This is a genomic window from Nonomuraea sp. NPDC050202 (genome assembly GCF_040656115.1).
Taxonomy (GTDB): Bacteria; Actinomycetota; Actinomycetes; order Streptosporangiales; family Streptosporangiaceae; genus Nonomuraea.
On record NZ_JBFALF010000035.1, the window covers coordinates 43,837 to 67,726 of the forward strand.

27 protein-coding genes and 7 tRNA genes are annotated in these 23,890 nt (G+C 71.9%); 17 read left to right on the forward strand and 17 right to left on the reverse strand.

What is annotated here, in order from left to right; translation table 11 throughout:
* Positions 1-52 precede the first annotated feature (52 nt).
* From AB0I79_RS49690 to AB0I79_RS49710, 5 genes are all read right to left on the reverse strand, one after another.
* Positions 53-1,741: an alpha/beta fold hydrolase gene (locus AB0I79_RS49690; RefSeq protein WP_357889608.1), complete on the reverse strand. Its 1,689-nt coding sequence runs from the start codon at positions 1,739-1,741 to the stop codon at positions 53-55.
* A 64-nt stretch (positions 1,742-1,805) separates the two neighbouring features.
* Entirely contained in the window at positions 1,806-2,372 is a 567-nt protein-coding gene (locus AB0I79_RS49695) for a TetR/AcrR family transcriptional regulator (RefSeq protein ID WP_357889611.1), read from the reverse strand.
* Between the two features lie 20 nt (positions 2,373-2,392).
* Positions 2,393-2,863, reverse strand: coding sequence for a hypothetical protein (locus tag AB0I79_RS49700; protein ID WP_357889613.1), 471 nt, complete (start codon positions 2,861-2,863; stop codon positions 2,393-2,395).
* Positions 2,864-3,007: 144 nt separating this feature from the next.
* Positions 3,008-3,598 carry a TetR/AcrR family transcriptional regulator gene (locus tag AB0I79_RS49705; RefSeq protein ID WP_357889616.1) on the reverse strand — a complete coding sequence of 197 codons (591 nt, stop codon included), beginning with the start codon at positions 3,596-3,598 and terminating at the stop codon, positions 3,008-3,010.
* A 9-nt stretch (positions 3,599-3,607) separates the two neighbouring features.
* Positions 3,608-4,858, reverse strand: coding sequence for a cytochrome P450 (locus tag AB0I79_RS49710; protein ID WP_357889619.1), 1,251 nt, complete (start codon positions 4,856-4,858; stop codon positions 3,608-3,610).
* Between the two features lie 223 nt (positions 4,859-5,081).
* Between AB0I79_RS49710 and AB0I79_RS49715 the strand changes: the two genes are divergently transcribed.
* The gene (locus tag AB0I79_RS49715) at positions 5,082-5,981 is read left to right on the forward strand and encodes an aldo/keto reductase (protein WP_357889622.1); all 900 of its coding nucleotides are present in this window, start codon (positions 5,082-5,084) and stop codon (positions 5,979-5,981) included.
* A gap of 294 nt (positions 5,982-6,275) precedes the next feature.
* Here AB0I79_RS49715 and AB0I79_RS49720 read toward each other — a convergent pair whose 3' ends face one another.
* Positions 6,276-6,767: a MarR family transcriptional regulator gene (locus AB0I79_RS49720; protein ID WP_357889826.1), complete on the reverse strand. Its 492-nt coding sequence runs from the start codon at positions 6,765-6,767 to the stop codon at positions 6,276-6,278.
* 285 nt (positions 6,768-7,052) lie between these two features.
* Between AB0I79_RS49720 and AB0I79_RS49725 the strand changes: the two genes are divergently transcribed.
* The 4 genes from AB0I79_RS49725 to AB0I79_RS49740 all read left to right on the forward strand — a co-directional run bounded on the left by AB0I79_RS49725 (position 7,053) and on the right by AB0I79_RS49740 (position 10,473).
* Complete coding sequence (locus AB0I79_RS49725) at positions 7,053-8,195, forward strand: MFS transporter (protein ID WP_357889625.1); 1,143 nt, start codon at positions 7,053-7,055, stop codon at positions 8,193-8,195.
* A 41-nt stretch (positions 8,196-8,236) separates the two neighbouring features.
* On the forward strand, positions 8,237-8,596 hold the full coding sequence (locus tag AB0I79_RS49730; protein ID WP_357889628.1) for a hypothetical protein: 360 nt from the start codon (positions 8,237-8,239) through the stop codon (positions 8,594-8,596).
* A 374-nt stretch (positions 8,597-8,970) separates the two neighbouring features.
* The gene (locus tag AB0I79_RS49735) at positions 8,971-9,360 is read left to right on the forward strand and encodes a cupin (RefSeq protein ID WP_357889631.1); all 390 of its coding nucleotides are present in this window, start codon (positions 8,971-8,973) and stop codon (positions 9,358-9,360) included.
* A 264-nt stretch (positions 9,361-9,624) separates the two neighbouring features.
* The gene (locus tag AB0I79_RS49740) at positions 9,625-10,473 is read left to right on the forward strand and encodes a hypothetical protein (RefSeq protein WP_357889633.1); all 849 of its coding nucleotides are present in this window, start codon (positions 9,625-9,627) and stop codon (positions 10,471-10,473) included.
* A gap of 245 nt (positions 10,474-10,718) precedes the next feature.
* Here the strand turns inward: AB0I79_RS49740 and AB0I79_RS49745 are convergent, their stop codons facing one another.
* Positions 10,719-11,264, reverse strand: a complete 546-nt coding sequence (locus tag AB0I79_RS49745) for a GNAT family N-acetyltransferase (protein WP_357889636.1) — start codon at positions 11,262-11,264, stop codon at positions 10,719-10,721.
* A 60-nt stretch (positions 11,265-11,324) separates the two neighbouring features.
* Between AB0I79_RS49745 and AB0I79_RS49750 the strand changes: the two genes are divergently transcribed.
* Complete coding sequence (locus AB0I79_RS49750) at positions 11,325-11,795, forward strand: MarR family transcriptional regulator (protein ID WP_357889639.1); 471 nt, start codon at positions 11,325-11,327, stop codon at positions 11,793-11,795.
* A gap of 349 nt (positions 11,796-12,144) precedes the next feature.
* Entirely contained in the window at positions 12,145-12,315 is a 171-nt protein-coding gene (locus AB0I79_RS49755; protein ID WP_357889642.1) for a hypothetical protein, read from the forward strand.
* Positions 12,316-12,714: 399 nt separating this feature from the next.
* Here AB0I79_RS49755 and AB0I79_RS49760 read toward each other — a convergent pair whose 3' ends face one another.
* Positions 12,715-13,110 (reverse strand): RidA family protein, encoded by a 396-nt coding sequence (locus tag AB0I79_RS49760; RefSeq protein WP_357889829.1) that lies wholly within the window; start codon positions 13,108-13,110, stop codon positions 12,715-12,717.
* Between the two features lie 135 nt (positions 13,111-13,245).
* On the opposite strand from AB0I79_RS49760, the gene AB0I79_RS49765 reads away from it, so the two are divergent.
* Complete coding sequence (locus AB0I79_RS49765; RefSeq protein ID WP_357889645.1) at positions 13,246-14,220, forward strand: WYL domain-containing protein; 975 nt, start codon at positions 13,246-13,248, stop codon at positions 14,218-14,220.
* Between the two features lie 228 nt (positions 14,221-14,448).
* Here AB0I79_RS49765 and AB0I79_RS49770 read toward each other — a convergent pair whose 3' ends face one another.
* The 9 genes from AB0I79_RS49770 to AB0I79_RS49810 form a co-directional block, all read right to left on the reverse strand.
* Entirely contained in the window at positions 14,449-15,267 is an 819-nt protein-coding gene (locus tag AB0I79_RS49770) for a nitroreductase/quinone reductase family protein (RefSeq protein WP_357889648.1), read from the reverse strand.
* A gap of 289 nt (positions 15,268-15,556) precedes the next feature.
* Positions 15,557-15,629, reverse strand: a tRNA-Cys gene (locus AB0I79_RS49775).
* A 21-nt stretch (positions 15,630-15,650) separates the two neighbouring features.
* A tRNA-Tyr gene (locus AB0I79_RS49780) sits at positions 15,651-15,731 on the reverse strand.
* Between the two features lie 15 nt (positions 15,732-15,746).
* Positions 15,747-15,822, reverse strand: a tRNA-Arg gene (locus AB0I79_RS49785).
* 1 nt (position 15,823) lies between these two features.
* Positions 15,824-15,896, reverse strand: a tRNA-Glu gene (locus tag AB0I79_RS49790).
* A 1-nt stretch (position 15,897) separates the two neighbouring features.
* Positions 15,898-15,973 (reverse strand) — tRNA-Leu (locus tag AB0I79_RS49795).
* A 6-nt stretch (positions 15,974-15,979) separates the two neighbouring features.
* A tRNA-Gly gene (locus AB0I79_RS49800) sits at positions 15,980-16,051 on the reverse strand.
* A 1-nt stretch (position 16,052) separates the two neighbouring features.
* A tRNA-Ala gene (locus AB0I79_RS49805) sits at positions 16,053-16,126 on the reverse strand.
* Positions 16,127-16,469: 343 nt separating this feature from the next.
* A complete protein-coding gene (locus tag AB0I79_RS49810) occupies positions 16,470-17,276 on the reverse strand; it encodes an SDR family NAD(P)-dependent oxidoreductase (protein ID WP_357889832.1) in 807 nt (268 codons plus the stop codon).
* 137 nt (positions 17,277-17,413) lie between these two features.
* Here AB0I79_RS49810 and AB0I79_RS49815 point away from each other — a divergent pair, with 137 nt between their 5' ends.
* From AB0I79_RS49815 to AB0I79_RS49855, 9 genes are all read left to right on the forward strand, one after another.
* Complete coding sequence (locus tag AB0I79_RS49815; RefSeq protein WP_357889651.1) at positions 17,414-18,007, forward strand: TetR/AcrR family transcriptional regulator; 594 nt, start codon at positions 17,414-17,416, stop codon at positions 18,005-18,007.
* A 33-nt stretch (positions 18,008-18,040) separates the two neighbouring features.
* Complete coding sequence (locus AB0I79_RS49820; protein ID WP_357889654.1) at positions 18,041-18,823, forward strand: MerR family transcriptional regulator; 783 nt, start codon at positions 18,041-18,043, stop codon at positions 18,821-18,823.
* 23 nt (positions 18,824-18,846) lie between these two features.
* Complete coding sequence (locus tag AB0I79_RS49825; protein WP_357889657.1) at positions 18,847-19,485, forward strand: TetR/AcrR family transcriptional regulator; 639 nt, start codon at positions 18,847-18,849, stop codon at positions 19,483-19,485.
* A gap of 2 nt (positions 19,486-19,487) precedes the next feature.
* Positions 19,488-19,781, forward strand: a complete 294-nt coding sequence (locus AB0I79_RS49830; RefSeq protein ID WP_357889660.1) for a DUF6204 family protein — start codon at positions 19,488-19,490, stop codon at positions 19,779-19,781.
* Positions 19,782-19,842: 61 nt separating this feature from the next.
* On the forward strand, positions 19,843-20,397 hold the full coding sequence (locus AB0I79_RS49835; protein ID WP_357889663.1) for an RNA polymerase sigma factor: 555 nt from the start codon (positions 19,843-19,845) through the stop codon (positions 20,395-20,397).
* Positions 20,397-21,218: a hypothetical protein gene (locus AB0I79_RS49840; RefSeq protein WP_357889666.1), complete on the forward strand. Its 822-nt coding sequence runs from the start codon at positions 20,397-20,399 to the stop codon at positions 21,216-21,218. The genes AB0I79_RS49835 and AB0I79_RS49840 overlap by 1 nt, the downstream gene beginning before the upstream one ends.
* Positions 21,219-21,330: 112 nt before the next feature.
* A complete protein-coding gene (locus AB0I79_RS49845; RefSeq protein WP_357889669.1) occupies positions 21,331-22,707 on the forward strand; it encodes a hypothetical protein in 1,377 nt (458 codons plus the stop codon).
* Positions 22,704-23,270 carry an XRE family transcriptional regulator gene (locus AB0I79_RS49850; protein ID WP_357889672.1) on the forward strand — a complete coding sequence of 189 codons (567 nt, stop codon included), beginning with the start codon at positions 22,704-22,706 and terminating at the stop codon, positions 23,268-23,270. Before AB0I79_RS49845 ends, AB0I79_RS49850 begins: the two co-directional genes overlap by 4 nt.
* Positions 23,271-23,286: 16 nt before the next feature.
* Complete coding sequence (locus AB0I79_RS49855) at positions 23,287-23,814, forward strand: GNAT family N-acetyltransferase (protein ID WP_357889675.1); 528 nt, start codon at positions 23,287-23,289, stop codon at positions 23,812-23,814.
* Positions 23,815-23,890: the final 76 nt, after the last annotated feature.

Genomic DNA, 23,890 nt, shown 5'->3' on the forward strand with positions numbered 1-23,890 from the left:
GCGACACGGCCTCGGCGCGACGGAACGCCTGACCCCCGGCCGCTGGGCGGGTTCACCGGATGGCGGCGGCGACCTCAGCGGGATGGGTGAGCTGCGGATAGTGCCCCGCCCCCTTGATCGTGGTCACGGGCCGGTCCACCGCCGCGGTCAGCGGATCGGCCGACCCCGTGACGATCTCCACGGGCACGCTCACCCGGGCCAGGAGCTGCCGCAGCTCGTCACGGGCGGCATGCGCGGCCCGCAGCGCCGCCACCACCCGGCGGGCCTGGCCGGGGCGAGCCAGGCCGGCCGCGGCGGCGGTGACGGCCGGCCCTTCGGGCACGCCCAGGGTGGCGGCCAGGCGGGAGGCGGACATCCGCCGCAGCAGGAGCGCCGCGGGCGGCGTACGCGTCAGCCAGGGCGACGGCGCCTGCAGGAAGGCCGGAGCGACCAGCACCAGCCGCGAGACCCGCTCCGGGTGCGCCGCCGCGTAGCGCAGGGCCGGGACGCAGGCCAGCGAGTGCGCCACGATCTCCGGCCTGGTCCCCGCCAGGAGCTCGGCGAGCCATTCCGCGACGGGCCCGCGGGCCCGACCCGACCTGCCCAGCCCGGGCAGATCGGCCGCCAGCACGGGCCCGTCGAGCCGGTCGGCGACCTCCTGCCACGAGCCGGAGTCCAGCGGCAGCCCGTGCAGCAGCACGTGAGCCGGCCGTTCGCGCTCGCCGCTGATCCAGGTGGCGGTGCCCGCCACCTGCTGGTAGCCGTACGGGCCGCGCGGCGTCCCCGCGGCGCCGAAGCGGGCCGCCACCAGATCGTCGGCCCATGCCCTGAGTGCCGCCTCGACCGGCGGCATGCGCAGCCCCGCCCGTTCGGCGAAGGCCCGGGCGGACGCGGTGTCGTACCGGTCGGTGGACAGGAACGACAACGTCTCGGGATCGGCCCTGGTCAGGGCGCGGGGGAGGATCCGCAGCAACCCGACCGGGATCGCACGCCGGGGCGCCCGCACCCCCATGTGCGCGGCGAGCAGCCCGATGAGTTCCGGCAGGACGGGCGTGCGGTCGTCCAGGATCCAGTACGCCTCATCCCGGCCCCGGTCGTGCTCCGGCAGGCCGGCCAGGAAGGCCGCGAGATAGGCGGCGTCCACCACCGGCACGAACACCTCGCGGCCACCGGGCAGGACGGGCAGCCGCCCGTGCCAAAGGTCGGACACCAGGGACGCCAGGCCGACGAACTGGCCGGGGCCGATCACGCTGGCGGGGTTGGCGATGCTCAGCGGGACACCCCGCTCCCGGGCACGCGCCCGCACGGCCGCGTCCGCCTCCACCTTGGACGCCTCGTACGCCCCCAACCGGCCGTAGTCGGGCGGCCCCTCCACCCCGCCCACCCGGTAACCGCTGACGTGCACCACGCGGCGGAGCCCGGCCCGGGTCGCGGCCCAGTCGAGCACGTGCACCGCTCCGGTGACGTTCGTGGCGCGCGCCTGCTCGGCCGTGAGCCCGAACGCGTACCGGCCGGCGCAGTTGTAGACGTCGCGGACCGCCGTCAGATCGCCCGGCGGCAGGCCGAGATCGGGCCGGGTGATGTCGGCCCGGACGACGGCCAGCCCGTCCAGCGGAACGCCGCGGTCCGTCAGCCAGGCGGTGAGGCCGTCACCGCTGCCCCGGGCCGCCGCGGCGACGGTGTGACCGCGGCGCAGGAGCTCCGCGACCAGGAAGCGCCCGATGAGGCCGGACGCGCCGAAGACGAGTGAATCGGGTTGCATGAGTCTCCCTATAGACCGATCTACATATTTTTAGGGCATGCGGAGACGGGGCCCCGCCCGGCCCTCAGCCGCCGAGCAGGGCCGCGACGCTCCTGGCCGCCCGGTCGAGCGGATCCCGGCTCCGCCGCGCCCGCGCCAGCAGCAGCGCCCCCTCGACCAGGGCCAGCACGCTCGTGGCGACGTCGTCGGCATCGGGGTGCCCGTCGGCGATCAGCCGCTCCCGCAGCGCGCCCTCCCACGCGTCGTACACCTCGGCGCAGACCTGCTGCAGCGCGTCGTTGCCCGCCGCCATCTCCAGCGCGACGGTCGCCACCGGGCAGCCCTTGCGCCACGCCGAGCCCTCCAGCCGGTCACCGAGCAGCTTGATCACCCCGGTCACCAGGGCGGTCGCGTCCGGCGCCGCGTCGGCGAGGTCGCGCATCGCCTGGCCGAGCTCCAGGCCCGCCCGCCGCAGCGCCTCGGCGACCAGTTGATCCTTGCCGCCGGGGAAGTGAAAGTAGAGGGAGCCCCGGGGCATCCCGCTGGCCGCGATCACCTGGTTGAGCCCGGCGCCGAAGTATCCGCCGGCCTCGATCAGGTCCTGTGTGGCGTCGAGCAGCCGCCCGCGCGTCTCGTCCCCCTTGCGCCCCATGCTGGCAAAAATAGACCGATCTACCTATTACCGCAACCGGGCGGGGCGTTCACGCCGCCGGGCGGCGGGCAGGAGATCGGCCGGTCGAAGGAGAGGATCACCATGCCGGAAGGAATCCCCCCGATCAGCTTCACCACCCCCTCGCCCCGCGGATATCTGTACGCCTGCGCGAGCGTCGATCCGCCCGGCCGTGCCCCCTTCGTCCGCAGGAGCGCGCGCCGCGAGCAGGTGCTCGCCCAGTGGCGGGCACTGGCGCAGAACCTGACCGAGCTGGACGAGGTGGCCTGCGCCACCGTCTTCGAGGCCGTGCTCATCCCGCCGATCGAGGGCGGCCCGCGCCACGACGTGCTCATGCTCGTCCAGACCACCTCCCCGGCGGAGCTCGCGGCCGTGCCGGTCGAGAAGCTGCGGGCCGACCTGGTCATGCCGGCCCGCAACACCAGGCGCATCGGCGACACCGACGCGACGGCGCAGGGCACGTTCCTGTTCAACCACTTCACCGCACCGGACCCGGAGGCGGGCGTGGCGGCCTGGGAAGGGCTGGCGGCCTGGTCGCCATGCCGATCCTCTGCCGCCCCGCCTGACGCCTCACCTGAGGGCCCGTTTGACGCCTCACCTGAGGCCTCGTTGCCGCCTCACTGCTGGTTCGCCGGCGCGAGCCACTGGCGGGCGAGGTCGCGTACGGCCTCCAACCAGCTCTGCCGCTCCTCGCCGACGGCGATCGCATCCGCGGCGCCGTGCAGCACCGTGAACAGGATCGTGGCCGCGATGTGCGGATCGACCGGGCGGAACGCGCCGTCGGCCATGCCCCGTCGCAACGCCGCGGCGATCGCGTCGACGACGTCGAGCCGCCCCCCGTCCGTGAGCTCGGGCGCGGAGTGGAAGACGGCGGCGTGCAGCCCGCCCGGCCGGGAGATGTCCTCGATGGCCGCGGCGCACTCGGTGTCGAGGGTGGCCCACCAGTCGATCGGCTCGGTGGACTCGGCGAGCCGGTGGAAGCGGGTCACGTAGTCGCGCAGCACGTGGTCACGCACCGCGGCGAGCATGTCCTCCCAGGAGGAGAAGTAGACGTAGAAGGTGCCCTTGGCGGCGTCGGCCTCGGCGGTGACGGCCTGGACCCAGTTGGTCACCTCCTGGCCGGAGCGCAGGAGCCGGATGGCGGCGTCGATGAGTTCGCCGCGCCTGGCCTCGGGAGAGAGGCGACGGCGGCTCCTGGAGGTGACCACCGGACCAGGCTAGCGACCGCGCGTGCCGTGCCCAACCAGGAGCTCGCTGACGCCGCGGAGGTTGATGTGCTCCCGGTACGGCGGCGGGTCGGCGACGAGCCGAGGTTCCTGGACGCGCCGGGCGAACGCGGCCAGCGCCACCCGCCCTTCGAGCCTGGCCAGCGGCGCGCCGAGGCAGAAGTGCGCGCCCGCGCTGAAGCCCAGATGCCGCACCTGCCCGCGTCCCGGGTCGAACCGGTCCGGGTCCGGGTTCGCCTCCGGGTCCCGGTGGGCCGCGGCCAGCAGGAGGATGATCAGGCCGCCCGCGGGCACCTTCGCGGTCCCGACCCGCAGGTCCTCGCGCGCGACCCGGGCGGTGAGCTGGACGGGAGGGTCGTAGCGCAGGACCTCCTCGACGACCGCGGGCGCCCTGCCGGGGTCGGCCCGCAGGGCGGCGAGGTGGCCGGGGTGGCGCAGCAGGGCGAGCACGCCGTTGGCGATCAGGTTGACCGTCGTCTCGTGCCCCGCCACCAGCAGCAGCACGATCGTGGAGACCAGCTCGTCATGGCTGAGCACGTCGCCGCCGTCCTCGGCGGCGAGTAACTCGGAGATCAGGTCGTCGCGGCGCGGGCTCCCGCGCCGGTCGGCGACGAGCTCGTTGATGTACCGGTGCATTCCCAGCGTGCCGCCGGCCCACTGTTCCTCGTCGTCGTCCGGGCCGGAGAAGCCGTCGAGCTGCCGGGTGAGCTGGGCTGACCAGTCACGGAACAGCCGCTCGTCCGCCGCGGGGACGCCGAGCAGGTGGCAGATGACCGTCACGGGCAGCGAGTAGGCGAGCCCGGACACCACGTCGAACGGGTCCCGCTCGCACGCCCGGTCGAGCAGGTCGTCGACCAGCCGCGCCACGTAGGGCTCCATGCGGGCGATCGTGCGGGCGGTGAACGCGCTGCTGACCAGGCGCCGCAGCCGGGTGTGGTCCGGCGGGTCCATGGACAGGAACCACGGCTGCCGCACGGAGGACGGCGCGTCAGCGGGATACGGGTCGGCTTCCCGGCCGGCGTCGAAGTGACGCCAGCGCTCGGCGCTGAGCCGCGGGTCGCGCAGCAGCGTCTCGCAGTCGCGGTAACCCGTCACCACCAGCGCGGAGATCTCGTCGATCCAGACCGGGCCGAGGGCTCGGAAGCCGGCGTAGACCGGGTACGGGTCGGCTCTCGACGCGGGATCGAGCAGCTTGCCGACCAGGTCGAGGCCGGACGTCTCGCTGTCCGTCGCCAGGGACATGTGCACTCCTTGGGAGAGTTATTGACCTGAGGTCAGTATTGATGACCTCAGGTCAATACGTCAACGGGCCAGGACTGGTAGAATCGGGGGCATCGCCTAGCCTTCTCGGCCGGATCCTCATCCGCCCCGGGGAGGCTTTTTTCATGCCCGGATCCGGTCTCGCCCGGATGGCCGTGGCACTTTCCCACCCCACCCACACCGGCCACTGCCGTGAGGATCGATCATGACTGCACGTACGAACACCGCGGCCTCCGCGGGCACCTGGAAGCTGGGCGACCTGACCGTCAACCGGATCGGGTTCGGCGCCATGAGGCTGACCGGACGCGCCGCCTTCACCGCCGGCGCCGGCGCCGACCGCGAACGCTCGATCAGCGTCCTGCGTCGCGCGGTGGAGCTCGGGGTCAACCACATCGACACAGCCGCGTACTACTTCTCGCCACGCCTGTCGGCCAACGAGCTGATCAACCGGGCCCTGGCGCCGTACCCCGACGACCTCGTCATCGCCACCAAGGTCTGGCCGGCCAGGAACCCGTCGGGGGAGTGGTGGTGGGCCGAACCCGAGCAGCTCCGCGGCCAGGTGGAGGAGAACCTGCGCCAGCTCGGCCGCGACCATCTCGACGTCGTGAACCTGCGCGTCCCGCCCAGCGGGAAGGCAGGCTCGATCGCCGACCACTTCGGCGCGCTGGCCGACCTGCGCGACGCCGGGCTCCTCCGCCACCTGGGGGTCTCCAACGTCACGCCGGCCCAGCTCGCCGAGGCCCGGGCCATCGCGCCGGTGGTGTGCGTGCAGAACCCCTTCGGCGTCGGCTCGACGGCCGGCCAGCGAGAGCTGCTGCGGAGCTGCGGCGAGCAGGGCATCGCCTTCGTGCCGTTCTTCGCGATTGCCGGCGCGGGGCGCGAGGCCGGTCTCGCGGGTGACGGCGAGCACGAGAGCGTCCTCGCCGTCGCCCGCGCCCACGGGGCCACGCCCGCCCAGGTCCGGCTGGCCTGGACGTTGCGGCAGGGGCCGCACGTGCTGGCCATCCCGGGCACCGGCGACCCCGGCCACCTCGCGGAGAACGTGGCCGCGGGCACGCTGACGCTGTCCGACGACGAGCTGTACCGCCTCCAGTCCCTCGGCTGACCGCCCCCGCACGTCCACACCACTCGAAGGCGCGCCCCGTCGTGCGGCCCCAGCACTCTGCCACGCGGCGTGTCCCCCGGCGGCCGGCCGCGCCGCCACCGGCCACCAGGGGACGACGGCGCACGAACGCTGGCCGGGCGCCGTGCGCCCATGCCACCACGCCACACGAGAGCACGGGCCGCCGTACGGCGGGAGCGGCGGCGCGGACACCTGCCGTGGGGCCTATGGCCCCACGGACGCTGTGCGCGAAGGTGCCGGGTGGCGGCGGGTGCTGCCGTGCCGCAGGCCGCGCGCCTACCCCTGGGGAGTGTCGCCGAGCGACTCGAGCAGGCCGCGCAGCAGGCCCGCGAGCTGGTCGCGTTCCCGCGGGCCCAGCTCCGCCAGCAGGCGGGCCTCGTTCTCCACGTGCGGGCCGACGAGCTCGTCGATCTTGGCCAGCCCCTGCGCCGTCAGCCGGACGCGGATCGAGCGCCGGTCCTCCTCGTCCGGCAACCGTTCGACCAGACCCTTGGCCGCGAGCCTGTCGATCCGGTTGGTGATCGCCCCGGAGGTCACCATGGCGGCCCGGTTGAGGGTCCCGGCCGTCAGCTCGTACGGGGAGCCGGACCGGCGCAGGGTGGCCAGCACGTCGAACTCCCACCGCTCCAGCCCGTGTGCGGCGAAGAACTCCCTCAGCTCGCGATCCAGCACCCGCGACAGCCTGCTCACCCGCCCGATGATCCCCATGGGCCAGACGTCCACGTCGGGCCGCTCGCGCTGCCACTGGCTCAGGATCAGGTCCACCACATCAGCCAACGGGGCCTCCCTCCGCCTGCTCGGCGACCTGCCATGCCGCCCACCAGGCCTCTCTCAACGCTAACTATCTCAACGTTCATTTATTTGACGTTGAGCTTCCATTCATGGTGTTATCTCAACGTTGAGATTATCAACGCGGAGGGACTGGGATCGCCGTCCCGCGCGTCCCCGGCCGTCCTCCGCCTGAACGATCAGAGGAAATCAGTGGCCACACACCATGGACACCCGCACTCGGCCCTGAGGGCATGGCTGGGTGTCGCCGCCATCACAGCCAGTTTGTTCGTCTTTCTCACGACCGAGCTCATGCCGGTCGGCCTGCTCACTCCCGTCAGCGCCAGCCTGCACATCTCGGTGGGCGTCGCCGGGCTGATGGTCACCCTGTACGGCGTTTCAGCCGGGCTGGGGGTGCCCTTCATCGTGGCCTGGACCAGGCGCGTCAACCGCCGTGTGCTCCTGTCGACGCTCCTGGCCATCCTGACCGTGGGAAACTGTGTCACCGCCGTCGCGCCCAGCTATCCATGGGTCCTGACGACCCGGCTGGTCATGGGATTCGCCAGCGGCGTGTTCTGGGCCATCGGCGTGAGCATGGCGATGCGCCTGGTCCCCGAGCGTCAGGCCAGCAGGGCGGCCGCGGTCGTGATGTCGGGCATCTCGATCGCTGCCGTCGTCGGCATCCCGCTGGGAACCGTGCTGGAAAGCCTCACCGACTGGCGGACCACGTTCCTCATCTGGAGCGGCCTCAGCGCACTGGTGTTCCTCGCCGTGGCGATCGTCGTCCCGTCGCTGCCGTCGGCGAACGCGGTCCCGGTCAGGGAAGTCTTCGCGCTCCCGTTCAGGAACGTGCCGCTGCGCCTGGTGCTCGGCACGGTCGTGCTCTTCGTGCTCGGCCACTTCGGGGCGTACACCTTCGTACGGCCCTTCCTGGAGGGCAGCACCTCCGCCGCACCCGCCTTCATCACCGTCGTGCTGATGATCTACGGCGTGGGCGGCGCCATCGGGAACTTCGTCGCCGGCTACACGGTGAACAGAAGCCTGCGGGGCAGCTTCATCGTCGGCTGCGCGGGACTCGTGGTGTCGATGCTGTTGCTGCTCACGATCGGCCACGGGCAGGCCGGGTCGATCGTCGCGCTCGTGCTCTGGGGGGTTTCCTTCGGCGTCGTGCAGTTGTGCCAGGTCAACATGACGCAGGCGGCCGCGCCCGACACCTTCGAAGCCGCCATGTCGCTCAACACCATGGCCTACAACACCTCCATCGCGCTCGGAGCGCTCTTCGGCGGGCTGTTCGCCGATCACCTGGGGGTCACGAGTGTGGTCTGGTTCGGCGTGGTGCTGACGGCGGCCTCGCTGCTCCTCACGCTCGGCACCGGCCGGCGGACCTCGCGCGCCGCCTCCGACGAGGAGCTGGTCGCCAGCCGGTGAGCCCATCCTGGTGGGACGCACATCCCGCCAGGGTCATGGCCATGCGACCATCCGGCTGGGGCGTGCAGCTCGCCATGACCACGGTCACGCGACCATCCGGCTGGGGCGTGCAGCTCGCCATGACCACGGTCACGCGACCATCCGGCTGGGGCGTGCGTCCCGCCACGACCACGGTCACGCGACGGCCCTGCCCGGGCGCACATCCCGCCACGACCACGGTCACGCGACGATCGGCGCGCGACCGTGGCGGGATCTCCGACGCCTGGCGGATGATCCAGGCAGCGGCGGCCGGGAGGATGGCCGACATGGATCCCCAGCTTGAGGCCCGCATCCCGGGCGCCCGAGCCGCGTTCCCCACCCCGGACGCCCGAGTCTCGTCCCCCGCCCCGAGGGCGCGATGATCGCCACCGACCTCGCCCAGACCAGGGAGCGGACCGTTTCCCCCCGGAGCCGGACCACCCAGGGCGGAGCTCCTGCGCCCGTGTGGCTGGAGTGTCGTCGCCGTCGTCATCCTGCGGTCGATCGGCGGCATCGCGGGTCCGGCTCCGCTGCTGGCGGCGGTCGGGCTGCCGCGCACGCTGCTGGCGGCGGGTCGGGCTGGGGCGCACGCTGCTGGAGCCCGGGCCGAACGATCAGCGTCATGTCTGGATGGTCGTGATGAGCGGGTACGGCCGGCCTGCTCGTCCGGCTGCTGTTCACGGGTGCGTCACCCGGGCCGGGCGGCTGCTCGACGATCACGCGCAGACGATAACCGCCGCAGGAAGGACGTCCCGGCATGACTGTCACCCCGATCGACCTCTTCGCATTCCCCCTCCACCTCAGCCGAGGCGGCAGCATCCACGCCGAGAAACGCACGGCGGACTGCGACCAGGACGGCTGGCAGCTGACGGCCCTCCACGCGAAGACCGGCGCCGACGTCCACGCCGACCACTGGGAGGTCCACCCCGAGGCCGAGGAGATCATCTCCTGCCTCATCGGGAAGATCCGCCTCTACCTCCGCCCCGAGCAGCCGGGGCAGCAGGAGGAGGAGATCAGGCTGACGGCCGGAACCGCCGCCATCGTGCCGCGCGGGCGGTGGCACCGCATCGAGCTGGACATCCCCAGCACCATCATGGCCGTCACCCTGCCCCGTGGCAGCCGCCGGGAAAGGCGCACCGAACCTTAGTGGTGCGGCCCGGAAGTCTCTCGGGGGGTTGACGTTTCGGTCGCAGGTGAAGCTGTCGGTGCTCGTGTCGGCGTTCAGGTTGAGTTGTCGGATTCCACCTTCGGCTCCGATCTTGGTGGGGCAGAATGCCTGCCATGACGGCTTGCGCGCGTCGGCCGGCGGGACGAATGATCCGCCCCGTTGGCGGGGTCTCGGGGTGAGGGCGTGAGGTGCCGGCTGGCAGCCTCAACCGCTTGCGCGCTGGTCGCTGCAGCTCTGGCCGCCGTGCAGGTCCTCGCCGCGGATCGCTTCGGCATCAATCAGTGGACGACCGAAGCGGGCCCGTACGGCGAGTACATCGACTGGGACCACGCGGTGACCCGTTCCACGTGGTATCCGGCCGCCTCCACACTGGTCGCCTCCGCGATCACTTACCGCGGGTTCCAGCGTGCGCCGGGGTCGTGGATGTGGCTGCCGCCGGCGGCCTGGCTCGGCTCCTGTCTGATCGCCGCCCCGCTTCTGTACGGCCTGGCATCCGCGGCACCGCAAGACGCCATCAACTCCAGCCCATCCGAGGTGGCCTGGGCGACGATCATCGGCGGAGCCATCGGTGTCGCCGCGGCGATGGCGGCACTCCGGCATCGAGAGGTCGGGGTTGGCCTGGTGGCCTACACACTGTGGATCTCCTTTCTGGAATTCACCAGACCCTGGTGGTGGGATAGCCCGCCGACCTTCGATCCCATGCTCACGGAACGCGTGTTGAGCGGCGGCGCCGGCGAGTACGTGGTGAAGGCGATATTCGTCGAGGCCGGCGGGGTCACCGCCGGGCTGATCGGACCGGTCGTGATCAGCGGCATCGTCGCGGCATGGGCAGCTGCGCAGCAGGGCCGGTGGAAGAGCGGCGCCCTCGCAGGCACGGCTGGTCCTCTCCTGCTCTGCTCCGTCTATTTCACGATCGACCCAGGCCTGAGCGATCAGGAGAGCATTCAGGACACTCTGTGGGGGTATGCCGTCTTTGCGGTGCCGGTCGGGCTGTGCGTCAGCACCATCACCGCCACCGTCGCCGCCCAGATCGTCGCGAAACGGAAGCAGCCGGGTGCTGACCAGCTCCGGCAACCCAGATTCGAGTCGTGAAGAAACATCTGCGTCGTCCCAGTTTCGAGTATCTCGATCCTGGCCTGGCTCTCCGCGGCCGATCACCGGCCTCGCCGGAACGGGTTCATGACGTTGTGCCGTCACCGGCCGGCCTCGCCGGTACGGGCTCACGTTGCTGTGCCGTCCGCCACGATGCGTGGCCGGTGCCTCCTGGTGAGCCTTCGGCTTCCGACCGATCCGCCCGACACCGCGGCCCCGGGGCAGCGCGCCCCCGCAGCCGCGCCTCAGCTGGGTAAGAGGTGGCGGGCCCGCACGGTGTTGAGCGTGGTGGTCGGGCCGGCCTTGCCGCCCTCGCATTCGCCGGCCTTGACGAAACCGTGCTTGTCGTAGATCTGGTCCAGCTCGGCGCTTCCGGCCCAGTGGTCCAGGCCCAGGGCCGGTGCTCCGTGCGCCCTGGCCTGGCGGGCGGCCTCCGCCAGGAGGGCGCGGCCCACGCCCCGCCCGGTCGGGCCCCGGGCGGACATGATGGTGTGGATGAACAGGGCGCCTTCGGGGATCAGCCCCGGCGGGATGCGCGGCGGGGGTGCGGGAGCCAGGGCCAGGAGGCCCACGCAGGGGCCGCCTCGTTCGGCCGTGGTGATGGCGCCCTGCGACGTCCAGCCCGTGAAAAGCTCGGGGAAGCCGGGGAGGCGCGAGAACGGCACGGTGCCCCACTGCTCCGTGCGGCCTCGTGCGACGAGCCAGGTCAGGACCGAGTCCATGAGTGCGAGCAGGGCAGGGATGTCCTGCGTCGTGGCTGGGCGCAGAGTGAGGTGCTGGTCGTCCGACATGCTCGTCTCCCTGGGGAGTAGGATGCTGGCGAGAGAAACTTTAGTTTTCTAAGGATTAGATTGTCAAAGCAGAGCGTGATCGATGCCGTCACCAAGGCCGTGCAGGATCTGCAGGACGCCACCGACGTGCTGGATGAGCGGGCCGCGCGCCGCCTCGCCATCAACCGCACGGACCTGCGCTGTCTGAGCCGGTTGAGCACGCGCGGGCCGCTGACGGCCAGCGAGCTGGCGACCGCAGCCGGGCTCACCGGCGGCGCCATGACCACCGTGATCGACCGGCTCGAGCGGGCGGGGCTGGCCGAGCGGCGCCGCGATGCCGCCGACCGCCGCCGCGTCCTCGTCCACCTGACGGAGCACGCGGAGCGGATGAGCGCCGAGATCTGGGGGCCCGTGCTGACAGATGCACAGGTCGAGCTGGGGAAGTTCAGCCTGGCCGAGCTCGCCGTGATCGAGAGGTTCCTGTCGCTGGCGTTGAAGAACCAGCAGGATCACGCCGAGCGCCTGCGGGGGCCTGTTCCGGAAGCCGGGTGAGGAGTCTCGATCGAGGGGCCGCGTGTGCTCGCGGAGAGGCGTTCCTCGCCGTTGGCGGGCTTCGCCCGAGTGGAGGGCGGGGGCGTGGGCTTCCAGCGGTTCGTGCGGAACGAGGGTGGGCGAGGGCTTCCAGGAAGTCTCGCAGATCGCGGGCTTCCAGAGGCCTGTGCAGATCGCGGTGCACCGGGGACCTGCGCCACGCGGCAGGGCGCGACAGCCATGTCTGTCAGATGTTCCGCTCCGGCGACCTGGCCGCCCTCATCCGGGCTGCCGGCGGGGAGGTCGTGGCGCTCGGCGCCAGCAACTGGGCCTCCCTCGGCGATGCGGACACGCTGGCCGGACTCGAAGGATGCGGACACGCTGGCCGGACTCGAAGGATGCGGACACGCTGGCCGGACTCGAAGCCGATCCGGGCCGTTGGGCCCGCTTCCTGGAGCACGAGATCAACGCATGCCGGGAGCCCGGCGCCGTGGACGGTGGCACCCACATCCTGTTCGCCGCCCGCCACCAGAGCGCCTGAGGTCAGGCGGGCCGGCCAGTGACGGCGAGCGGCCACACGGCGGGGTCGGACGGGCGAGTGCTCGCGGGCACCCACACGGCCGAGCGGGCGGGTGAGTGATGGCGAGCGGCCACACCGCCGGGCAGGCCGACCGGCGGTGGCGGGCGACACACGGCCGAGCGGGCGGGTCAGCGATCGCGGGCGGCCACACGTACCCGGCGAGGCGTTCACGCGGCCTGGCAGAGGCGTTCTTACGGCCTGACGGAGGCGTCCCTTGCGTTCTGGCGGAGGCGTTCCCTTGCGCCCTGGCAGCGGCGCGAGCGCCTGCCGCCCCCTTCGGCGGTCTTCCCCAGCGTGCTCGACGAGCGGCCCGCGCCTGTGCCGCCTCCCGCGGCCCTGCGGGAGACGGCACAGGCCGCATCACGCGACGGCGGTCCCCTCCAGCTCGACCATCAGGTCAGGGATCGCCAGCCGTGTCACCCCGAGCATCGTGGTGGACGGCGCCACCCCGGCCGCGCCCAACCGCGACGCCAGCACGCCGTAGTGCTCGAAGAGCCGATCGACGTCGGTGGTGTACACGTTGAGCCGGACCAGGTTCGCCAGGGACATTCCGGCCTCGCCGAGCACGGCCTCCAGGTTGTCGAGGCTCAGCGCCAGCTGCGCCGCCATGTCATCGGCATGCTGGGGCTTGCCGTCGCCGCTCATCGCGGTCTGCCCGGACAAGTACAGGGTCCGGGTGTGCCCGGAGACGATCTCACCCTGGTTGTACCCGAGCTCCACCGACCACGCCCACGGGTTGACCGCCGTTCGCTCCATCGCCACATCAGCTCCATTCGATTTCGTCGACTTCACGCAGGGCCGCCGGCCCGGTGGCCGCCGCCTTTCGTGACGTCGAAGAGCCTCCCAGCGAATCACGACATCCTTTGTCGTGTATTTCGGTAATGTCCTCGCATGCGCGCTGACCGGCTGGTTTCCCTGGTGTTGCTGCTGCGGCAGCACGGCCGGATGTCCGCGACCGCGCTGGCCCGCGAGCTGGAGGTGTCCACCCGCACCGTGCTGCGCGACATCGAGGCGCTGTCCGCGGCCGGCGTCCCGGTCTACGCCGAACGCGGCCGGCACGGCGGGTTCGCGTTGTTGCCCGGTTTCCGCACCGAGCTCACCGGGCTGAACCACGACGAGGCCCTCGCCCTGCTGGTCGCCGGCTCGCGGCGCGGCGCGCAGGCGTTCGGCCTCGGCTCGGCGCTGGCTTCGGCGATGCTCAAGGTGGTCGACGCGCTGCCCGAGAGCTACCGGCACACCGCGGCCGGCGCGGCCGAGCGCTTGCTCATCGACCCGGAGACCGACCTCCTCTCGCGCCGCCTGGTCGACGAGGAGGTGCCCGACGTCATCGTGGCCACGGTCCTGCGCGCGGTGTTCACCGGGCGCAGGCTGCGCATCCACTACGCGGCTGTGGGCCAGAGCCCGCAGTGGCGCACGGTGGACCCGATCGGCCTGGTCACCGTGCGCGACAGGGGCTACTTGCTGGCCACGCGGTCCGGCGCGGACCGCACCTACCGGCTGTCCCGGGTCCTGGCCGCCGAGGAACTCGCCGAACCCGCGCAGCGCCCGGACCGGGTTGATCTGGACCGGGCCTGGCAGGAACGCAGCACGCGGTTCCGGACCGGCGGTGACCAGGTCGCCGTGCGGGTCCGGCTGAACCCGGCGCGGCGGGAGGACCTGGTGGGCACCGCGCTGGCCGTCCTGGCCGAAGAAACCGACCCGGACGGCTGGCTGCGGCTGGAGGTGACCTTCCAGGACTCCCGGCACGCCGAGTGGGCGCTGTGGCAGCTCAGCACGAACGCCGAAGCCCTGTCCCCGCAGTGGTTGCGCGACTCCCTGCGCAACCGCGCAGCCGCGATCGCCACCCGCTACGCAGCGCCGTCCTGACCCGCGTCCCCGGCCTGCGACCGTCCTGACCTGCGACCGTCCTGACCTGCGACCGTCCTGACCTGCGACCGTCCTGACCTGCGGCCGTCCTGACCTGCGGCCGTCAGCATGACCGGCGCCGCGCACGCCGCCGTCCTCAGGATTCCACGTGCTCTTTGGCGCCGGGCCTGGACGCGATGCCAGGATACGTTCCCGCCTGTCCTTCTGCCACAACGACACCATGGAAGATCAATTCAGCAGCGGGACGAGCTGCTCCTCCTCGTAGTCCAGATGGGCCTCCAGCTCCCGGGTGAGCCGCTCAACCTCCGCGAGCAGCTCGGCCGGTTCGACGTCCTCGGCACGCAGCAGCGCCTGCAGCTCCCCGAGCAGCCGCGCGACGACCGCGTGCTCGTCCCGCAGCCGCGCCATCACCGGCGCCAGCTCCGGATACCGATCCTCCAGCGCGGGGAACATGTACTCGTCCTCGCGCGAGTGGTGCACGTGCAGCCCCTGGCACATGGTCAGGCAGTTGACCCGGAGCTGGGCGGCCAGGCGCGGCCCGGAGGCGGCCACCTCCCGGCGGATCAGGGCCAGCTCGCGGCGGAAGTTGTCGTGCATGGAGATCAGCGCGTCGCCCATCCGGCCGGCGGGCGGTCCGAAGTCGGTCGGCACCAGCGCCACCACGGGCAGCGTCCGCCCGGACCTGTCCTCGTACGCGCCCCAGCCCGGGTCCAGCTCGACGGCGCGGGCGAACATGCGGTCACGCTCCTCGCCGTCGAGCACCACCGCCTTGGCCGTGTACGTGAACAGGCCGGTCTCCACCGTGACCTGCGGATCGGCCCGCAGGTTGTGGTACCAGGCCGGGTGCTTGGGCGAGCCGCCGGCGGAGGCGATGACGAGGAGGCGTTCGCCGTCGGGCAGGTAGCCGAGCGGCGTGGTGTGCGGGGCGCCCGATCTGGCGCCGGTGGTGGTCAGCAGGAGCAGCCTGGCTCCTTCGAAGGGGCCGCCGACCTGGCCCTTGTTCGCGCGGAACTCGTCGATGATCTGCTGGTTGAAGTCCATGGGCATGCTTTTTCTGGCTCCTGGCGGGTGAGATGTCGAAAAGGACGGAAAACCCGCGCGGGCATGCCGACACGCAGCGGGCTTCTACGACACCGCCGAGGGCATGGGATGACGCGCGGGCGCAGTGCGCTCAGGCACGACCGACAGTGTGAGTGGTCACGGCGTCATCCCCTTTGATTCGGCGCCTCCATGCCTCGACCGTCCTCCCGGCCGGCGACACGCGACGCGACGGTTATTACGCACACATCCCGGCAGAACTGTCAAGCCGTACGGATCTCCGCAGCGGAAGCACCCTTGGAGACGCAGGCGAGAGTCGAACTCGCACGGGCCGGTTTTGCAGACCGGCCTCCGCACCGGCGAACTGCGCCGCGATGGACCAGGCAGGGGAGTGCGCGAGGACGGAGTCGAACCGCCACAGCCGAAGCGTCCGGTTTACAGCCGGGTGGGCTCCCCACGTGCCCAGCTCGCGCAGAAGGGGAAATCAGTGGCCCCAGCAGGATTCGAACCTGCGACGGACCCGGCTTCGTAGGCCGGCGCTCTGTCCCATTGAGCTATGGGGCCGTACCCCGTACCGGATTCGAACCGGCGATCTCCCGGGTGAAAGCCGGGTGTCCTGACCACTGGACGAACGGGGCCTGGTACGTCCGGCGGGATTCGAACCCGCACCGTCCGGCTCCTAAGGCCGGTGCCTCTCCCCTTGGGCTACGGACGCGTGCAGAGCCGCAGCGGGGACTCGAACCCCGTCCTGCTGGGTGGAAGCCAGCTGCCTTACCAGTTCGGCCTCTGCGGCGTGGTGGACCGACGGGATCTCGAAACCCGAACTCCTGCTTGCAAGGCAGGTGTGATGCCTTTTCACCATCAGCCCATGGTGCTCCGCTGTGGAGTTGTCAAAATGCGCGGCCCGTATTCCGGGCAGGGGGAAAAGAAAAGGCCGCCTGGTGGTCACCTGGCGGCCTCCGGAATACTCCTCTTCGGGGTTTATCCAGAAGCCGTCCCGAGCAGGGCGCAGCCGAGCGCCGCAGGTCGGCGATAGCAACACCGTTCCTGCCCGAGTGCGGCGGCTGCGAGGAGCATGACTGGCCTTTCCTTGTCTGATCGGCGGAGGGGGGCGGATCGGCGCCGCCCCGTGTTCCGTTGTCTTTGACATTAATGGCGGGCCCGGCGGCCGTGCCACTTATTTATGTGACGTGTGAGCGCGCGGAAAGGTTTCATCCCGGCGCCAGCCGGCTGAGCCGTTCCCAGGCACGGTATTGCTCGGCGCGGGCCTGCTCCATGTGCAGCACGATGTCGTAGGAGGCGCTGCCGACGATCAGCCGCACCGGCGGCTCCGGCAGGTCGACCAGCTCCATGATGACGGGCGCGGCGGTGCTCGGGTCGGGGCCGGCGTCGTCGCCCCACATCTCGGCCAGCTTGGCGCGCAGTTCCGCGTAGCCGGGGTCGGGTTCGGTCGCGGTGGTGCCCACCGTGAACAGGCCGGTGTCGTAGCCGCCCATCTGGAGGATGGTGACCTTGACGCCGAACGGCTCGACCTCCATGGCCAGCGCCTCGCTCACGGAGTCGAGCGCCGCCTTGCTCGCCGCGTACATGCCGGTTGAGGCGAATCCGCCGCCCGCGCCCATCGAGGTGACCTGGAGGATGTGGCCTGAGCCCTGGGCCCGCAGGTGCGGCACGACGGCCTGGGTGACCCAGACGGCGCCGAAGAAGTTCACGTCGAAATGGGCTCTGAGCTGCTCCTCCGTGGCCTCCTCCAGCATGCCGAAAAGCATGCCGCCGGCGTTGTTGAGCACGATGTCGAGCCTGCCGAACGCGGCCACGGCCCGGTCCACGCCCTCGAACACGGCCGCGCGGTCGGACACGTCGAGCGGCAGCCGTACGAGAGTGCCGGGGTGTTCGCGGGCCAGTTCCGCCAGCGGCTCCACGTTCCGCGCCGCCGCGACGACCCGGTCGCCGGCGGCCAGCGCCGCTTCCGTGAACGCCCGTCCGAGGCCGCGCGACGCACCGGTGATGAACCACACTCGGGTCAAGATTCTCTCCTCAGTGAACAGGTGCGAGACGATACGAACCGTCTCGCTGAATGCCTCTACTGTGAGGCGTGCGTCCCGTCGTGTCAAGACGGACCGTCTCGTCTCGTCAAGCTGCTATGCTGCCTCGCATGCCGAAGCACCCCGACCCCTCCCGCCGCAGCGAGCGTTCTCGCCAGGCCATCCTCGCCGCCGCCCGCGAGCTGGTCTCCGAGGTGGGTTACGCCAAGGTCTCCATCGAGGCCATCGCCGCCCGGGCCGGCGTGGGCAAGCAGACGATCTACCGCTGGTGGCGGTCCAAGGGGGCGGTGGTCTTCGACGCGTTCCTGGCGCTCAGCGAGGCGGAAGAGGGCGGTATGGCGCTGCCCGACACCGGCGACATCGAGGCCGACCTGAAGCTCGTGATGCGGGCCACGGCGGCGGAGTTCGCCGATCCGGCGTTCGAGGGGCCGATCAGGGCGCTCAACACGGAGATCATCAACGACCCCGACCTCGCCGCGCAGTACCGCGAACGGCTGGCCGCGCCGGTGGACGAGGCCAAGAAGGCGCGCCTTCGCAGCGCGCAGCGGGCCGGCCAGATCGCCGCCGACGCCGACCTCGACCTGGCCCTGGAGCTGCTGTACGCGCCCCTGTTCCAGCGCTGGCTGCACCGCTCGGGCCCGCTGACCCCCGAGTACGCCGACGCTCTGGTGGATCTGTTCCTCAAGGCCGTGCGCCCGACTTGACGTTGACGCCACGTCAACGTCTTAACTGGAGGCATGCGGATCGGAGAGCTGGCCGCGTTGCTCGGGGTGTCCACCCGGACGGTGCGCTACTACCACCACCAGGGCGTGCTGCCGGAGCCGCCGCGCCTGGCCAACGGCTACCGCGAGTACGGCATGCGCGACGCCGTCGCCCTGGCCCGCGTCCGCCGCCTGGTCGAGCTGGGGCTGAGCCTGGACGAGGCCCGCGACGTCATCGCGGAAGACCGTTCCAGGGAGCTGCCCGAGATCCTCGCCGAGATCGATGCCGACCTCGCGGCGCAGGAGCGGGAGATCCACCTGCGGCGGGCCCGCCTGGCGGAGGTGCTGGCACGCGCCGAGGACGGCACGCTCGGCCCCGACGACACCGCCTCGCCCGACCTGGTGGCCTTCCTGCGCGTGGTGGACGTGCCCGCGTCGAAGAGCGCTGCCTGGGACCGCGACCTGCTCGTGCTGGTGGACAGCATGTCGGCGGCGCCCGACCGGCAGCGGACGCTGGCGATGCTCGACACGCTGGCCGTCGACCCCGCCACGGCGGAGCGCGGGCAGGAGTTCTACCGCAGGCTGGACGAGCTCGCCGATGCCGAGCCCGACGACCCCCGGGTGGCGCCGCTGGCCGCGACCCTGGCGGACTACAGCGTCGAGCACGTGCTGCACGATCTGCGGCCGGGCCCCGGCTGGGACCCGCAGCAGCTCGAGCCGTTCCTCGAAGCGCTGGCCCCTGCGCAGGCGGAGGTCATCCGGCAGGCGACCCGCCTCATCGCGGCTCAGCTGAACGACCCAAAAATGCAATCGACTTAAAGTTTGCAGTACGCTTCAGTTTTATGACCGAAGGACTGCGCGAGCGCAAGAAGCGGCAGACCAGGCAGCGCATCTCCGAGGTGGCCATCGGCCTGTTCGTCGAGCGCGGCTTCGACAACGTCACCATCGCCGAGGTCGCCGCCGCCGCCGAGGTGTCGGTGAACACCGTCTACAACTACTTCCCGGCCAAGGAGGACCTGGTCCTGCCGCCCGAGGAGGCCTCGCCGCAGCGGCTGGCCGGCATCGTGCGCGAGCGGGCCCCCGGCGAGTCGGCGGCGGGCGCGGTGCTGGCGCGGCTGCGCCAGGAGGTGCGCGGGCGCGAGCGCCAGGTGGGCCTGACGGCCGGGTTCGGGCGGGTGCTGGAGATGATGCGGGCCGCGCCCACGCTCACCGCCCGGCTGGAGGCGCTCGGCCACCAGATGACCGACGCGCTGGCCGAGCTGCTGGCCGAGGAGAGCGGCGCCGCGAAGGACGATCCGCTGCCGCGCGTCATCGCCTGGCACCTCGGCAGCCTGCACGCGCTGGTGCTGTCGGAGATCGGCCGGCGCACGGCGGCGGGCGAGCGGCCCGACACGATCGCGCAAGCCGTGCTGGAGCTGCTGGACGCGGCGGAGAGCGTGCTGGGCGAGCGGGTCCTGGCCTACGCCGTACGAGGGGAGTGACCGTGTTCAGGGTGACGATCAGGGGCAAGTTCAAGGGGCTCGGCGACGCGGGCAGGGCCGCCGTGCTGGCGGCGGCGGGCGCCGGGTACACCGAGGCCGGCACGTTCACGCATGACGCGAGCGTGTCGGTGTTCACGTTCCGCTGCCAGGTGCCCGCCGAGGGCCCGGACGACGGCGAGGACGACGCGGCGCTGGGAGCGATGGCGGCGCTGGAGTCGTACGGGGTCCCGCACGAGATCCTGAAGATCGCGGTGACCGACATGCGGGACATCAAAATTCGCCGGAAATCGGGGTGAAACTATCCGGTAGGTGCGGACAGGTACGGGGTGTCGGACCTATCGGATGAGAGAAGGCAGCGTGACCCGCCATGACCGCAAGCAGCGCTTCGAGGTGATTTACGTTGCCAACTACGCCGACATCCTTGCCTACATCCGGCGGCGTACCGACTCCCACGAGGACGCCGCCGACACCCTCGCCGAGACGTTCGCCACGGCCTGGCGCCGCCTGGACGACATCCCGGAAGGGCGGGACGCGCGGCTGTGGCTGTTCGGCGTGGCCCGCCGGGTGCTGGCCAACGGCCGCCGTGCCGAGTCGCGCCGCAGCGAGCTGGTGGAGCGGCTCGGCCGGGAGCTCGCCGTGTGGGCGGAGCGGGTCGAGGCCGGCGAGAGCCTGGCGGGCGTGCAGGAGGCGTTCGCGCGGCTGAGCGCCGACGACCGGGAGATCCTCGCGCTGGCAGGCTGGGAGGGGCTGGGCTCCGACGAGATCGCCACCGTCCTGGGCTGCTCGCGGGCCAACGCCCGGCTGCGGCTGCACCGGGCCCGCAAACGGCTGGCCACGCATTTGGACGCGGCCGGCATCGACCTGGCCCGCATCGGCCTGCGCGCCATCGCCATGACGAAGGGGGCCATGTGATGCACGAGATCGACCGCCTGGTGGCCGGCATCGCACCCGACCCCGGCCCCGGCACCACGCCGATCGCCAGGGAACTGCTGGAGGAGATCACTTCCGCTCCCGTCGCCGAGTCCCGCGACCGCAGGTGGCCGCGCAGGTGGGCGGCCGTGCCGGTGCTGGCCACGCTGGCGGCCCTGCTCTCCTTCGGCCTCGCCCAGGCGCCCGCCTCCGCCGCGCTGGACATCGAGGTGGTGGACGACCACTACGTGATCACGGTCAAGGACCTGATGGCCGACCCCGAGGTGTACCAGCGCGAGCTCCGGGCCAGGGGCCTGGACATCACGCTCGACCTGGCGCCGACCTCCGCCAGCCTGACGGGCCAGATGTTCGTGATCAACGACATGGACCGGCTCAGGTCCGGCGAGCCGGTGCCCGCCGAAGGCCCGATCACCACGATCGACTCCCCGGGCCCGTGCGAGCGGTTCCTGGGTTGCCCCATAGGGGTGAAGGTGCCGATCGACTTCGACAAGAAGGCCGAGATCACGCTCGGCAGGCGGGCCCTGCCCGGCGAGCGGTACAAGATGCCGCCCGGCATCGCCAGGCCCGGCGAGCCCCTGCACTGCGTGGACTACGTCAACAAGACCGTCGCCGAGATCTCGGCCCTGCTGCGCGAGCGGGGCGTCACGCCGTCGTACATCTCCCACGGCCGCCCCTCGGGCCCCTCGGCGCCCGGCGACTGGTACGTGCACGACGGCGTCATGTCCGCCGACGGCCAGGCGCTCCTGCTGGTCGGCGCCGAGCCCAGCACCCGGCGCGGCGTCGTGCCCGAGTCTCGCTGCTGAGCTTCCCCTGAGCCTCCTGGGCGCGCGCGGCTGAGCGCGCGCCCACTTTCACCGCCATGCGTCGTCCTCGGCATGCGCGGACCTCAGTCATGCCCCCACGATCGGATTTCGCGTGCTCACCGACACCCGCCCCGCGCTGCCCGCGCAGCGCCGCCTCGCCGCACTCGCCGGCCACCGCGTCTTCGCCACGCTGCTGGCCCTGGCCGCCGCGCTGCGGGTGGTGACGATGCTCGGCTACCGCCCCGTCACCCTCTACTGGTACGACTCCTTCACCTACCTCGACACCGCCGTGCACCCGGCCCCGTCGGCGACCTTCCACCCGATCGGCTACCCGCTGCTGCTGCGGGCGCTGCTGCCGTTCCACAGCGTGGAGCTGGTCGCGGCCGTCCAGCACGCCGCCGGCCTGGGCACCGGGATGCTGCTCTACGCGGTGCTTCGCCGAAGGTCGGCGCCCGGCTGGGTGGCGGCGTCGGCGGCGGTGCCGCTGCTCTTCGACGCCTCCTTCCTGCGGCTGGAGCACGGCGTGCTGTCCGACACGCAGTTCATCTTCCTCATCGTGGCCGGGCTGGCCGTGCTGATGTGGTCGCCGAATTTGTCCGCGCGCGCCGCCGCCGGGGCCGGCCTGCTGTTCGCCGCGGCCGCGCTGACCAGGACGATCGCGCTGCCACTGCTCCTGCTCGTCGTGCTCGTCCTGGCCGTGCGGCGGGTGGGGTGGCGGCCGCTGGCCGCGCTGGTCCTGGCCGGCGCGCTGCCCCTGGCCGGCTACGCCGCCTGGTACGCCCAGCACCACGGCCGGTTCGCCATCAGTGGCGCCGACGGCGTCGCCCTGTGGGCGCGCACGATGACGTTCGCCGACTGCGCCCGCATCCAGCCGCCACCCGATCTGGCCCGCCTGTGCCCCAACGGGACGAAGGTGGACGCGGCCTCGGAGTACGTGTGGGCGCCCGGGGCCTCGCTCAACCTGCTGCCCGGCGACCGCTTCACGCACAACGACCTGGCCCGCTCGTTCGCGATCGGCGCCATCCTCGCCCAGCCCCTGGACTACCTGGGCCACGTCGCACGCGACACCGCCATCGCCTTCTCCTGGACCCCGATCCCGCACCCCGACCGCACCACGCCCGCGTTCGGCTTCAGGAGCGGCCACTGGGAGCTGCCCGACCAACCCTTGATCGACAAGGTCAAGCGCGAGTACGACCCGGACATCCGCGGCCTGTCGTCGGTCTCCCCGTACGCGGACTTCCTCATCGCCTACCAGTACGCCGCCTACCTGCGCGGCCCGTTCCTGGGCCTGATCCTCCTGCTGGGCGCGGTCGCCGCGGTGCGGCGGCCCCGCGTGGCGCTGCTGCCGTGGGCGGTGGCGATGGGTCTGCTGATCGGCCCGGTGGCGGTCCTGGACTTCGACCACCGGTACGTGCTGCCCGTCATCCCGGTCGCGTGCCTGGCCGCCGGCCTCGTACATCCCACATGTGGGATAAGATCCCACATGTGAGAAATCTGGAGGACGTGGACGCCCGGCTCGCCGACCGCCTGGCCGAGCTGCGCGTCGAGCGGGGCTGGCCGCTGGAGGAGCTGGCGCACCGGTCCGGCATCAGCCGCTCGACACTGTCGAGGCTGGAACGGGGCGAGATCAGCCCCACGGCGGCCCTGCTCGGCAAGTTGTGCGAGGTGTACGGGCGGACGATGTCCCGGCTGCTGGCCGAGGTCGAGGACGAGCCGCCACAGGTCCTGACGGCCGCGGCGCAGCCGGTGTGGCGGGACGAGGAGTCGGGGTTCGTGCGCCGCTCGATCTCCCCGCCCCATCCGGGGCTGCGCGGCGAGGTGGTCGAGTCGACGCTGCGGCCGGGGGCCGACATCTCCTACGACGCGCCGCCCGTACCGGGGCTGGAGCAGCACATCTGGGCCCTGGAGGGAGCGGTGGAGATCACCGCCAACGGCCGCACGCACCTCGTGGAGGCGGGCGACTGCCTGCGCTTCCGCCTGTGGGGCGGCTCCCGCTTCCGCTGCCCCGGCCCGGGCCCGTCCCGATACGCGATCTTCGTCGTCCTGCCCTGATCAGAAGAAGGATCACATGCGCACCATCGCCCGCCTGTCCGCCGGGGAGTTCGAGCACTGCGTCAAGGAACTGGCCGCCCTGCTGGTCGACGCCGTGGACGACGGCGCCTCGCTGGGGTTCGTGACACCGTTCGACCACGAGGCCGCGGCCGCGTGGTGGCGGGCTCAGGCCCCGGCGGTGGCCTCCGGCGGCCAGATCGTGTGGGCCTGCCGCCTCGACGGCGTCATGGCCGGCACCGTCAGCCTGATCCCGGCCGCCAAGGCCAACGCCCGCCACCGCGCCGAGGTCGTCAAGCTGATGGTCCACCGCGACGCCCGCGGCCAGGGCCTGGCGCGCGCCCTGCTGGCCGTGGCCGAGCAGGCCGCCCTGGACGCCGGAGCCACCCTGCTGCTGCTCGACACCGAGACCGGGAGCACCGCCGAGCACGTCTACCTGTCCGGCGGCTGGACCCGCTACGGCATCGTCCCCGACTACGCCGCCTCCCCTGACGGCACCCTGCGCGACTGCAGCTTCTTCTACAAACGCCTGACGCCGTCCGGCTGAGAGCTAGGCGATCGCCGGGCTCCCGTATACGGTCATGGCGCCCGCATGTGTACGGTCAGGGCGCTCCCGCCGGAAG